Raw genomic sequence first — 12,515 nt, 5'->3', positions numbered from 1 at the left:
CGCTTATACGAAAACAAAAGCCACGCATCAGCGTGGCTTTTTTGTTGGTTTAGAGCAACTTAATTTTTATATCTTGTTCTGCGACACAACAGCAGGGCAGTATTTCATCGTCGTCGATAAAAGCCAGTGGATCGGTCAGGTACTTTACTGTGCCACAAAGCAACTTGGTCCTGCAGGCTCCACAAAAGCCTTCCCGGCAATGGAAGTGGACTTCTTGTCCGGCAGCCTCTAACGATTCTAACAGGGTTTTATCGGCCTGTTGTTCAACTATTTCGCCTGTTTCCAGTGTTATGCGTAACGTATCAGAGGGTTTCATTGCGACGATATGATCTAATTAAAGATCAAAATCGCCGAAATCATCAGCATTAACTTCGCTGTCAATTTGTCCCACAAGATAGGAGCTTATCTCAGCTTCCTGAGGGGCCACCTGTACATTATCTGAATTTAAATAATTGTTCATCCAGGGCAGCGGGTTGCTTTGCACGTCAAACGGTTGACCAAGACCAATCGCGGCCATGCGATGGTTTGCAATGAACTCAACGTACTGACATAAAATTTCTTTGTTCAGACCAATCATAGAGCCATTCTGAAACAGGTATTCTGCCCATTGCTTTTCTTGCTCAACTGCTTTCAGGAAAATGGCCTCGGCCTGATCTTTACATTCTTCTGCAATCTCAGCCATTTCCGGATCATCTTTGCCCCGTGCCCACAGATTCAGTATGTGCTGAGTTGATGTCAGGTGCAGGTTTTCATCACGCGCAATTAAGCGAATAATCTTGGAGTTGCCTTCCATTAACTCGCGTTCGGCAAAGGCAAAAGTACAGGCAAAAGAGACATAAAACCGAATTGCTTCCAGCGCATTCACTGAATTCATACACAGGTACAGCTTTTTCTTAAGCTCTCGCATACTCACCTGGTATTTTGTGCCGTTCACGACGTGGGTTCCTTCGCCTTGTGTTTGCCATAGCTGGGTAACAAAGATGAGGTCATCATAATACTTCGAGATATCAGTAGCACGGCGTTTAATTTCTTCATTTACCACTATATCTTCAAACACTTCACTGGGATCAGAGAAAAGATTCCGCAAAATGTGTGTATAGGAACGGGAGTGAATTGTTTCGTAAAAAGACCAGGTTTCCACCCAGGTTTCCAGCTCGGGTAGCGAAACGATAGGGAGAAACGCAATGTTCGGGCTTCTTCCCTGAACGGAATCTAGCAAGGTTTGATATTTGAGATTGGAAACAAAAATATGTTTTTCTGAGGTGCTCAATCCCTGAAAGTCGATGCGGTCTTTACTGACATCCACTTCCTCCGGGCGCCAGAAGAAGCTGATCTGCTTTTCGATAAGCTTTTCAAATATTGGGTGTTTTTGTTGGTCATAACGCGCTACGTTCACCGGGTTTCCGAAAAACATGGGTTCACTGAGCGGGTTAGTGGTGTTGTGATTGAACGTTGTATATTTCATCTGACTTTATTTTTTATAAGAAGGTCTGCAATAAAGTAGTGGGAGCCTGTTGGCTCCCACTAACACACTTAGATTTTACAGGCGCCACCTGCGCAATCATCATCTTGTTCTTCCACAACTTCCTGGACGGCTGGCCTGCTGACCGCTTTTTGGGTTGTTTCAGGCTTACTGGATTCATCACCAGCACCATCTCGGGTATTGTGGTAATACAGTGTTTTCACACCCAATTTATACGCCGTAAGCAAATCTTTGATCAGTAATTTCATCGGCACTTTACCACCGTCGAACTTACCCGGATCATAGTTTGTATTTGCGGATATGGTTTGGTCGATGAATTTTTGAATGATCGCCACGAGCTGCAGGTACCCATCATTGGACGGGATATCCCATAACAACTCGTAGTTGTCTTTGAGCTTTTGATATTCAGGAACCACCTGCTTAAGTACACCGTCTTTACTCGCCTTGACACTAATATGCCCGCGCGGCGGCTCTATGCCGTTTGTGGCATTGGAGATTTGCGAAGATGTCTCAGATGGCATCAATGCTGACAGTGTAGAGTTGCGCAAGCCATGCTGTTGTATCTCTTTTCTCAAGGACTCCCAGTCGAGTTTCAGCTGAGAAGTACAGATGGCGTCGAGATCCTTTTTGTAGGTATCTATCGGCAATATACCTTGCGCATAGGTTGTTTCGTTAAATTTAGGACAGGCGCCTTTTTCTTTGGCCAGCTCAACCGATGCTTTCAACAGATAATACTGCATGGCTTCAAAGGTCTCGTGCACTAAATTGTTGGCGCTACCATCGGAGTAACGCACACCGTGTTTAGCCAGATAATAAGCAAAGTTAATGACGCCAATGCCGAGGGTACGTCGTCCCATAGTGGCATTATATGCCGCCGGTACCGGGTAATCCTGGTAATCGAGCAGGCTGTCCAGCGCTCTGACGGCCAGCTCCGATAGCTCTTTAAAGTCTTCCGGTGATTTAATGGCACCCAGATTAAATGCTGAAAGCGTACAAAGCGCGATTTCACCTTCTTCATCATTAACATGCGCCAATGGTTTAGTTGGCAAGGCAATTTCCAGACAAAGGTTACTTTGTTTAACCGGCGCAACTTTAGGATCGAACGGGCTGTGGGTGTTGCAGTGGTCCACGTTTTGAAGGTAGATACGACCTGTGCTGGCACGCTCCTGCATAAACAAACTAAACAACTCAAGTGCTTTTATCTGTTTCTTGCGAATCGTTGGATCTTGTTCGTATTGCGTATATAACGCGTCAAATTTGTCCTGATCAGCGAAAAACGCTTCGTACAGGCCTGGTACATCTGACGGGCTAAACAGAGTGATATGGCCGTCTTTGATCAAGCGTTGGTACATGGTTTTGTTAAACTGTACCCCGTAATCAAGGTGACGCACCCGGTTTTCTTCTACACCGCGATTGTTCTTAAGTACTAAGAGCGACTCAACTTCCATATGCCATAGTGGATAGAAAAGTGTGGCAGCACCGCCTCTAACGCCACCCTGAGAGCAGCTTTTTACGGCAGTTTGGAAGTATTTGTAAAACGGAATACAACCAGTGTGATATGCCTCACCACCTCTGATTGGGCTTCCCAATGCGCGAATTTTACCGGCATTAACACCGATACCAGCGCGTTGACTGACATATTTAACAATGGCACTGGCTGTGGCATTGATTGAGTCAAGGCTGTCACCCGTTTCAATCAGAACACAGGAGCTGAATTGACGGGTAGGGGTTCTGACACCCGCCATAATGGGAGTGGGAAGCGAAATTTTGAAGGTCGACGTCGCATCATAAAAACGTCGAATATAGTTCATTCTGGTTTCAGTGGGATACTTAGCAAACAGGCAGGCGGCCACGAGAATGTACAAAAACTGGGCGCTTTCATAGATTTCACCGGTGACCCGGTTTTGTACCAGGTATTTACCTTCCAGTTGTTTAACCGCAGCGTAACTGAAATTCATGTCTCGCCAATGGTCGATGTATTCTTCCATCAACTCAAATTCAGCGGCACTGAAATCTTCCAGTAAATGCCCGTCGTATTTGCCCATTTCCACCATTTTTTGTACGTGTTGTAGCAACGACGGTGGTTCAAACTGGCCGTAAGCTTTTTTACGAAGGTGAAAGATGGCCAGGCGCGCAGCAAAATATTGATAATCTGGACTATCTGTTGATATCAGATCGGCTGCTGACTTGATAAGCGTTTCGTGAATGTCTTCGGTTTTTATTCCATCGTAAAACTGAATATGTGCTTTTATCTCTACCTGAGAGACAGAAACGTTAGACAAACCTTTGGCTGCCCAATCAAGGACTCGGTGGATTTTATCCAGATCAATAGGCTCACGCTCACCATTTCGCTTGGTGACGTACAAAGTATTATTCATAAAGCTGCCACTGTTATTATTATAAATCGTTGGCGAGGTCGATTAAGTGTAGTCTGTCGCGCACACTTGTTAATGACCTGGACTGCATTGCTGCAGATATCAGGCTAGCTATGATGCTGTTTTCGACTCGTCATTCCCCAATTTAAAGATAACGTCGGTTATCCTTGGGACACAAGATAAAGGGGTTTTTCCTGCATTTCAACCCAAGATATAGGGTGTGTTGTTGCTTTAATCACCGCTGCTTTTTTCGGTTAGTGTAAGCTAACTTCAAAGCTATTCTCATTCAGGTGTATTTGGAATTTCAACAGCGATCTTACGGGGCAATTTTCGTATAAATTAAATAGTAATAAAATTAGTTCGTTTAGACTGAAGCGATCTAAAGATAATATTGACAAAAACCTCAACAGCAATCGACCTAACAACCCGGGCGATATTATACCCCGGGCAGCAATTCACAGAGTTCATGTGGCGAATCTACGCTTAAATCTACATCCCAGCTGCGCGCCAGTTCATCAGGCGTCAGATACCCGTAGCGAGCCAGCACTGCGACCATACCTGCAGCCTGGGCGGCTTCCATATCGCGTTCCGCATCTCCTACGTACCAGATACTTTGAGGTGCAACATTGAGTGTTTCAGCCGCTTTTAACAGAGGTTCCGGATGAGGCTTACGATTAGCAAAAGAATCGCCTGAGAAGCAAACCTGACAGCGCTTAAAAACCGGAAAAAAGGCTAACAATGCCTGAGTTAAAAATCCGGGCTTATTGGTAACGATGCCCCAGGGAATATGTTGCGCGTCGATCTGCTTTATCAGAGATTCAATGCCCTCAAACGGACGAGTATCCCGACAGACGTTAGCTGCGTAACTTTGCAAAAACTTTTCTCTGAGTTCTTCAGTGTCAAATTTGTCGAAGTTGTCTCCCAGTCCCATTTTAAGCATACCGATTGCACCATTTGAAGACTCGACACGATATTCATCGTAGCTTTTTTCAGGGTAGTTTAGTTGCTTTAAAATGTGATTTAGGGCATTGCCGAGATCCGGAGCGGTATCCAGTAATGTTCCGTCCAGATCAAATAAAATTCCACGGGGTTCAGCAATCATAGTTTTTGACAACCTACTATGTAATTAACATCGACATTGCTGTCAGAAAGATAATAAGATTTTGCCAGAGGGTTATAGTGCAGCCCGGTTATTTTACGCGCAGCTAAACCTGAAGCATCTGTCCATTTCATCAATTCAGAAGGTTTGATGAATTTTTGGTAGTCGTGAGTACCTTTTGGCACCAAACCCAAAACATACTCTGCCGCTACGACAGCCATAGACCAGGACTTAAGATTGCGATTCAGGGTGGAGAAAAACACCCAACCGCCAGGTTTTACCATGCTGGCACAAGCAGCAACGACTGAGGCCGGGTCTGGCACGTGCTCCAGCATTTCCAGGCAGGTTACTACATCAAACCTTGCTGAATGTGTTTGGGCCATCTGTTCTGCCGAAATTTGACGGTAATCAACTTGTACCCCGGATTCGAGGGCATGTAACTTTGCCACTTCCAGTGGTTCTGCGCCCATATCAATTCCGGTGACGTGTGCGCCGGCTTTTGCCATCGATTCAGACAAGATGCCACCACCACACCCAACATCCAGGGTTTTGAGATCATGCAGCCCATCACATTGCTGCATAATAAAAGACAATCTCAGTGGATTTATCTCATGCAGGGGTTTAAATTCCCCTTCAAAATCCCACCAACGACTGGCCAGATCGGCAAATTTTTGAATTTCTGAATAATCGACGTTTTCTTGCAAAATGCTGACTCCAAACAAGTTTCGGCAAGTATACGGCTTCAAAAGTCGCATTAACAGGTTCGTTTGCACATATATTCAGCAATCAACGTCTTTTATTTTTGTGGTTCGATGATAGAATCTTGAACACTTTTATTTCCTGTTTTGACAAGCTGCGATTTTTAAATCTAAAAAGCTTTGCAAAGATAATTAAACAGTGATGTTTCCCGGCGACTGTCGGTGAAAATAATAACAACAAGGCTGTATATGACTGACAACGCCAAAGAAATCCTTCCAATTAATATCGAAGATGAGCTGAAAAACTCCTATCTGGATTACGCCATGAGCGTTATCGTCGGGCGTGCATTGCCCGATGTCCGGGATGGTTTAAAGCCAGTGCATCGACGCGTTCTGTTCGCCATGAACGAACTAAAGAACGATTTTAACAAGCCATATAAAAAGTCAGCGCGTATCGTTGGTGACGTCATTGGTAAATATCACCCCCACGGTGATTCGGCTGTATACGATACGATTGTTCGTATGGCTCAGCCGTTTTCATTGCGCTACATGTTAGTTGATGGACAAGGTAACTTTGGTTCTGTTGATGGTGATTCGGCGGCGGCAATGCGTTACACCGAAGTGCGCATGGCGAAAATTGCACATGAATTACTGGCTGATTTAGACAAAGAAACGGTTGATTTTGTACCTAACTATGATGGTACAGAAAAAATCCCTGACGTGTTGCCCACCAAAGTTCCCAATTTGCTGGTGAATGGTTCCTCAGGTATTGCCGTAGGTATGGCCACCAATATTCCGCCACATAACCTTACTGAAGTGGTTAACGGCTGTATTGCGTTGATCGACAATCCGGATTTAACCATCGACGACTTGATGCAATATATTCCGGGACCGGATTTCCCCACTGCTGCCACTATCAGTGGTCGCAAAGGAATTGATGACGCCTATCGCACGGGCCGGGGTAAAATTTACCTGAGAGCCAGCGCCGAGATCGAAACAGATAAAAACGGTAAAGAAACCATTATCGTTTCTGAAATTCCTTACCAGGTAAACAAAGCCAGATTGATTGAAAAAATGGCTGAGTTGGTCAAAGAAAAGAAAATTGAAGGTATTTCAGCCTTGCGCGATGAGTCTGACAAAGACGGTATGCGTATTGTTATCGAGGTTAAACGCAGCGAATCAGGCGAAGTACTGCTTAACCAACTGTATGCTAATACCCAAATGCAAACCGTGTTTGGTATTAACATGGTGGCACTGGATCAGGGGCAGCCGAAAACGCTTAACCTTAAACAGTTATTAAATGCCTTTGTTCGACACAGACGTGAAGTGGTAACCCGTCGTACCGTATTCGAACTCAGAAAGGCAAGAGAGCGGGCGCACATCCTGGAAGGTTTGGCGGTAGCGCTGGCCAACATTGACCCTATTATCGAGCTTATCAAAGCCTCACCAAGTCCCGCTGAAGCGAAAAAAGGCCTGGTAGCACAGGGTTGGGCACTGGGTAACGTTGAGGAAATGTTACAGCGTGCTGGTGTAGATGCGGCGCGTCCTGAATGGTTAGAAGCTGAGTTTGGTATTCGTGATGGCTTATACTTCCTGACTGAAAACCAGGCACAGGCTATTCTGGACCTGAGACTGCACAAACTAACAGGTCTTGAACACGAGAAGATTCTTGCTGAGTACAAAGATTTATTAGATCTGATCGCAGAACTGCTGGAAATCCTGGCGAATCCAGATCGTTTGATGGAAGTCATTCGCGAAGAACTGGAAAAGGTGCGGGACGAATTTGGCGATGAACGTCGTACTGAAATTACGGCAGCTGCCCACGACATCGACCTTGAAGACCTGATCGAACGGGAAGACGTGGTCGTGACCTTGTCCAGAGAGGGTTACGTTAAGTACCAAAAACTATCAGACTACGAAGCACAACGCCGCGGTGGTAAAGGTAAAGCCGCCACCCGCATGAAAGATGAAGACTATATTGAGAAGTTGTTGGTGGCAAACACCCACGACCACATACTGTGCTTCTCCACCAGAGGTCGACTGTATTGGCTGAAAGTGTATCAGTTACCATTGGCCAGTCGAAATGCCCGGGGCAAGCCGATTATTAATATCTTACCGCTCGAATCCGACGAGCGTATTACCGCGATATTGCCAATTCAGGAATTCGTGGACGACCGCTTTGTGTTGATGGCAACCGCCAACGGAACCGTTAAGAAAACCGCGCTGACTCAATACTCCCGTCCTCGTTCAAACGGTATTATTGCAGTGAATTTGAATGAAGGCGATGAGCTGATCGGTGTTGCGTTAACATCTGGCGAGAGCGATATCATGCTGTTCTCTGATGCCGGTAAAGTGGTCAGATTTAATGAAAAAGAACGTGATGCCGAAACAGGTGCGGTGAAAATTGATGCTGAAACCGGTGAAGAAAGACTGGCACTTCGTCCAATGGGCAGAACTGCCACCGGTGTAAGAGGAATTCGAATGCAGGAAGGTCAGCGCGTGGTATCTCTGATCGTGCCTGAAACTGACGCTCCAATCCTGACCGTAACTGAAAATGGTTATGGAAAACGAACGCCATTAGATGACTACCCGGCGAAGAGCAGAGCAACGCAAGGTGTTGTATCCATCAAGGTGTCCGATCGAAATGGTGCTGTAGTTGGCGCGATTCAGGTGGATGAAGATGATGAAATGATGCTCATCAGTGACGCAGGTACGTTGGTCAGAACCCGTGCTAACGAAGTGTCAGTGATTGGTCGTAATACTCAGGGCGTGCGCATTATCAGAACTGCAGACGACGAAAAAGTTGTTGGATTACAACGCATCGAGGAAGTTGTCACAGAAGAAGTCGAACTTGTTGAAGGTGCAGAGACTGAAGGTGAGACGGCTACGGTTGACGCAGAATCCAGTGCACCGAATGCAAATGAATCTGACGATAAGGAAGCGTGATAGTGGAGCAACTTAAACTATCACCCGTTGGTTCGGTTGATGGCGATGTCACGGTACCAGGCTCCAAAAGCCTGTCAAATCGTGCATTATTGTTGGCAGCATTAGCCAATGGCACGACGACAGTGACCAACCTGTTGGACAGCGATGACATCCGGCATATGCTGGACGCGCTGTCACAATTGGGTATTGAATACTCACTGTCAGACTGTAAAACCATTTGCCAGATTAAGGGCAATGGCGGTGTTTTTGCTGTAGCTGAACCGGTAGAGTTGTATTTGGGTAATGCCGGCACCGCGATGCGGCCTTTATGCGCGGCATTAGCCATGAGTCAGGGCGAATTTATTCTGGGTGGTGAACCGAGAATGGAAGAACGGCCAATTGGCTCATTGGTCGATACGTTGCAAGCGGCTGGGGCGGATATTCAATACCTTAAGAATGACGGTTACCCACCGCTGAAAATAAATGGCACCGCACTGACAGGCGGGACTTTACAAATCGATGGCTCTATATCCAGTCAGTTCCTGACCGCCGTATTAATGGCCGCGCCATTATTTAGTGGCGATACCTGTATTCAGGTTACCGGAGATCTGGTCTCTAAACCTTACATTGAAATCACCCTGGCGATAATGAGTCAGTTTGGCGTCAGCGTTGAAAATCGCGACTACCAGGAGTTTATTGTTAAAGGCAATCAGTCTTATCAAAGTCCTGGCGAATACATGGTGGAAGGTGATGCATCTTCTGCCTCTTACTTCCTTGCGGCAGGTGCCATCAAAGGTGGTAAAGTTAAAGTATACGGTGTTGGTAAAGACAGTGTTCAGGGCGATATTCGATTTGCCGATGTACTGGAAAATATGGGGGCAAAAATTAACTGGGATAGTAACTTCATCGAAGTGGAAGGGGCCAAATTAAGTGCCGTTGACATGGATATGAACCATATTCCTGATGCCGCTATGACAATTGCTGTTGCCGCTTTGTTTGCCGAAGGTACCACCACCATTCGCAATATTTACAACTGGCGGGTTAAGGAAACCGACCGTCTGGCGGCTATGGCAACGGAACTGAAAAAACTTGGTGCCATAGTGGAAGAGGGGAACGATTTTATTTCAGTTACGCCGGTGGCTAATCTGAAAGAAGCCGCTATCGACACTTACAACGATCACCGCATTGCCATGTGCTTTTCGCTGGTGTCTTTGAGTGATACCGCCGTGGTAATTAATGACCCCAAATGTACTTCTAAAACCTTTCCGGACTACTTTGATCGTCTGAAAAAGATTTGCCACTGAGTCTTGTTGGCAGAATTTCTGTTAAGCCCTCCTGTGAGGGCTTTTTCAATTGTGGCATTTACCTGATGTCACAAACTCGTCATTGTAGAAAAATTTTGTACGCGTATAATGTCGCGCATTTTGTTCACAGCAGTTAATCAGGGAGCCCAAAATATGCTTAAAAGCCCAGTCGTTACCATAGATGGTCCAGGCGGAGCAGGAAAGGGAACCATCAGCAAGTTACTCGCGACCAAACTAGGTTGGCATTTACTGGATAGTGGTGCTATCTACCGGGTTTTAGCCGTTGCTGCTATACACCATGGCATAGAAGCCAGCGATGAAGAGGCGCTATTTCCTCTGGCTACCAGTCTGGATGTTAACTTCGATTACAGCGAAGCCGCAGAAACACGTGTCATACTGGAAGGCGAAGATGTTACTCACTCCATTCGCACTGAAGAAGTGGGATCGTTAGCATCAAAAGTGGCTTCTTTACCCCGGATCCGCGAAGCACTGTTACGACGTCAACGAGCTTTTAATATGGAACCAGGCCTGGTGGCCGATGGCAGAGACATGGGGACAGTGGTATTTCCTGAAGCTAACGCCAAAATTTTCTTGACCGCATCGGCAGAAGAAAGAGCGTCACGGCGCTATAATGAGTTGCGTGAAAAAGGCCATGATGTTAGTATTTCCGCCCTTTTGGCGGACATACAGGCCCGGGATGAACGAGATACAAACCGTTCTGTGGCTCCTTTAGTTCCTGCCGCCGATGCCTTAGTGGTTGATTCTACACAACTTTCTATTGAAGAAGTGTTGCAAAAAGTAGCCCACTGGGTAGAGACCAAATTGCATGAGGGTGAGGTTTAATTCACCCAAGTACAACTGCGTTTTAATGGATTAGAAACGTAAAATTTAACAACCCCATCTTACCGGATGTAAGCTTGGACTAAAAAACGAAAGATTATGACTGAAAGTTTTGCTCAATTATTCGAAGAAAGTTTAAAAGAATTAGAAACACGCCCAGGTGCGATCGTACGTGGTACTGTTGTTTCTATCGATAAAGATATTGTTTTGGTAGACGCTGGCCTGAAATCTGAGAGCGCCATTCCTGCTGAACAATTCAAAAATTCCAAAGGCGATCTGGAAATCGCAGTTGGTGACGAGGTTGATGTTGCACTGGACGCTGTTGAAGACGGCTTTGGTGAAACAATCCTGTCTCGTGAAAAAGCGAAACGCCACGAAGCGTGGGTTGAGCTTGAAAAAGCTTACGAAGACAAAGTTACCGTTACTGGTGTTATCAACGGTAAAGTTAAAGGTGGTTTCACGGTTGAAGTTAACTCTGTACGCGCGTTCTTACCAGGTTCTCTGGTTGACGTTCGTCCGGTACGTGACACGCTGCACCTTGAAGGCAAAGAATTAGAATTCAAAGTTATTAAGTTAGACGCAAAACGCAACAACGTTGTTGTTTCTCGTCGTGCTGTTATCGAAGAAGAGAACAGTGCAGAGCGCGATACGTTGCTGCAAACTCTGGACGAAGGCGTTGAAGTTAAAGGTATCGTTAAGAACCTGACTGACTACGGTGCATTCGTTGACCTGGGTGGCGTTGATGGTCTGTTACACATCACTGATATGGCATGGAAGCGCGTTAAGCATCCTAGCGAAATCGTCAGTGTTGGTGATGAGATCAATGTAAAAGTATTGAAGTTCGACAAAGAGAAGTCTCGCGTTTCTCTTGGTATGAAGCAAATGGGCAACGATCCTTGGGAAGAAATCGCAAATCGTTACCCTGAAGGTGCTAAGTTAACTGGTCAGGTTACTAATCTGACTGATTACGGCTGCTTCGTTGAGATCCAGGAAGGCGTTGAAGGTCTTGTTCACGTTTCTGAAATGGATTGGACTAACAAGAACATTCATCCTTCAAAAGTGGTTAGCCTTGGCGACACTGTTGAAGTTATGGTACTTGAAATTGACGAAGAGCGTCGTCGTATTTCTCTTGGTCTTAAGCAATGTAAAGCGAATCCTTGGGAAGAGTTTGCTAAGTCTTACAACAAGGGTGACAAAGTCACTGGTAAGATTAAGTCAATCACTGACTTCGGTATCTTTATCGGTCTGGACGGTGGTATCGACGGTCTGGTTCACTTATCTGATATTTCATGGAACAAAGCGGGCGAAGACGCAGTTCGTGATTATAAGAAAGGTGACGAAATTACAGCCGTTGTTCTGCAGGTCGACGCAGAGCGTGAGAGAATTTCTCTTGGCGTGAAGCAAATTGACGAAGATCCTTTCAATAAGTATCTGACAGATAAAAAGAAAGGTGCTATCGTTAACGGTACAGTTACCGCAGTTGACGCTAAAGGCGCAACAATCAATCTGGCTGAAGAAGTTGACGGTTATATCCGCGTTGCAGATTTATCTCGCGACCGCATCGAAGATGCTTCAACTGAACTTGCAGTAGGTGATGTTGTAGAAGCTAAGTTCATCGGTGTAGACCGTAAGAACCGCATCGTTAACTTGTCTGTGAAGGCAAAAGACGAAGCTGACGAGAAAGAAGCATTGGCCCGTGTGAACCAGCAAGAAGATTCTGGTTTCGCAAGTGCTATGGCTGAAGCCTTCAAAGCGGCAAAAGGCGAAGAGTAAAACTTGTACCCGCCACGC

9 protein-coding genes are annotated in these 12,515 nt (G+C 45.8%); 4 read left to right on the top strand and 5 right to left on the bottom strand.

Annotation, left to right across the window (positions count from 1 at the left end):
• Positions 1-49 precede the first annotated feature (49 nt).
• The 5 genes from yfaE to ubiG form a co-directional block, all read right to left on the bottom strand.
• Positions 50-316 carry a class I ribonucleotide reductase maintenance protein YfaE gene (gene yfaE / locus LJ740_RS02090; protein WP_229527391.1) on the bottom strand — a complete coding sequence of 89 codons (267 nt, stop codon included), beginning with the start codon at positions 314-316 and terminating at the stop codon, positions 50-52.
• Positions 317-334: 18 nt separating this feature from the next.
• A complete protein-coding gene (nrdB, locus tag LJ740_RS02085; protein WP_229527390.1) occupies positions 335-1,465 on the bottom strand; it encodes a class Ia ribonucleoside-diphosphate reductase subunit beta in 1,131 nt (376 codons plus the stop codon).
• Positions 1,466-1,533: 68 nt separating this feature from the next.
• A complete protein-coding gene (gene nrdA, locus LJ740_RS02080) occupies positions 1,534-3,861 on the bottom strand; it encodes a class 1a ribonucleoside-diphosphate reductase subunit alpha (RefSeq protein WP_229527389.1) in 2,328 nt (775 codons plus the stop codon).
• A 433-nt stretch (positions 3,862-4,294) separates the two neighbouring features.
• Positions 4,295-4,960: an HAD family hydrolase gene (locus LJ740_RS02075; RefSeq protein WP_229527388.1), complete on the bottom strand. Its 666-nt coding sequence runs from the start codon at positions 4,958-4,960 to the stop codon at positions 4,295-4,297.
• On the bottom strand, positions 4,957-5,712 hold the full coding sequence (gene ubiG, locus LJ740_RS02070; protein ID WP_229527387.1) for a bifunctional 2-polyprenyl-6-hydroxyphenol methylase/3-demethylubiquinol 3-O-methyltransferase UbiG: 756 nt from the start codon (positions 5,710-5,712) through the stop codon (positions 4,957-4,959). The genes LJ740_RS02075 and ubiG overlap by 4 nt, the downstream gene beginning before the upstream one ends.
• Before the next feature lie 192 nt (positions 5,713-5,904).
• On the opposite strand from ubiG, the gene gyrA reads away from it, so the two are divergent.
• The 4 genes from gyrA (at position 5,905) to rpsA (ending at position 12,497) form a co-directional block, all read left to right on the top strand.
• Positions 5,905-8,601 carry a DNA topoisomerase (ATP-hydrolyzing) subunit A gene (gyrA, locus tag LJ740_RS02065; RefSeq protein ID WP_229527386.1) on the top strand — a complete coding sequence of 899 codons (2,697 nt, stop codon included), beginning with the start codon at positions 5,905-5,907 and terminating at the stop codon, positions 8,599-8,601.
• Between the two features lie 2 nt (positions 8,602-8,603).
• Entirely contained in the window at positions 8,604-9,884 is a 1,281-nt protein-coding gene (gene aroA / locus LJ740_RS02060) for a 3-phosphoshikimate 1-carboxyvinyltransferase (RefSeq protein ID WP_229527385.1), read from the top strand.
• A gap of 153 nt (positions 9,885-10,037) precedes the next feature.
• Entirely contained in the window at positions 10,038-10,727 is a 690-nt protein-coding gene (gene cmk / locus LJ740_RS02055) for a (d)CMP kinase (RefSeq protein ID WP_229527384.1), read from the top strand.
• 96 nt (positions 10,728-10,823) lie between these two features.
• Positions 10,824-12,497: a 30S ribosomal protein S1 gene (rpsA, locus tag LJ740_RS02050; RefSeq protein WP_229527383.1), complete on the top strand. Its 1,674-nt coding sequence runs from the start codon at positions 10,824-10,826 to the stop codon at positions 12,495-12,497.
• Positions 12,498-12,515: the final 18 nt, after the last annotated feature.

It is taken from the genome of Planctobacterium marinum (genome assembly GCF_020687805.1).
Taxonomy (GTDB): domain Bacteria; phylum Pseudomonadota; class Gammaproteobacteria; order Enterobacterales; family Alteromonadaceae; genus Planctobacterium; species Planctobacterium marinum.
Note: the sequence above shows the minus strand (reverse complement) of the source record. Positions and strands in the feature narration are given on the sequence as shown.

Excerpts from the sequence above, each read along its gene's own strand:
- yfaE (WP_229527391.1), bottom strand. The coding sequence starts at position 316 with ATGAAACCCTCTGATACGTTACGCATAACACTGGAAACAGGCGAAATA.
- nrdB (WP_229527390.1), bottom strand. The coding sequence starts at position 1,465 with ATGAAATATACAACGTTCAATCACAACACCACTAACCCGCTCAGTGAA.
- nrdA (WP_229527389.1), bottom strand. The coding sequence starts at position 3,861 with ATGAATAATACTTTGTACGTCACCAAGCGAAATGGTGAGCGTGAGCCT.
- LJ740_RS02075 (WP_229527388.1), bottom strand. The coding sequence starts at position 4,960 with ATGATTGCTGAACCCCGTGGAATTTTATTTGATCTGGACGGAACATTA.
- ubiG (WP_229527387.1), bottom strand. The coding sequence starts at position 5,712 with ATGCGACTTTTGAAGCCGTATACTTGCCGAAACTTGTTTGGAGTCAGC.
- gyrA (WP_229527386.1), top strand. The coding sequence starts at position 5,905 with ATGACTGACAACGCCAAAGAAATCCTTCCAATTAATATCGAAGATGAG.
- cmk (WP_229527384.1), top strand. The coding sequence starts at position 10,038 with ATGCTTAAAAGCCCAGTCGTTACCATAGATGGTCCAGGCGGAGCAGGA.
- rpsA (WP_229527383.1), top strand. The coding sequence starts at position 10,824 with ATGACTGAAAGTTTTGCTCAATTATTCGAAGAAAGTTTAAAAGAATTA.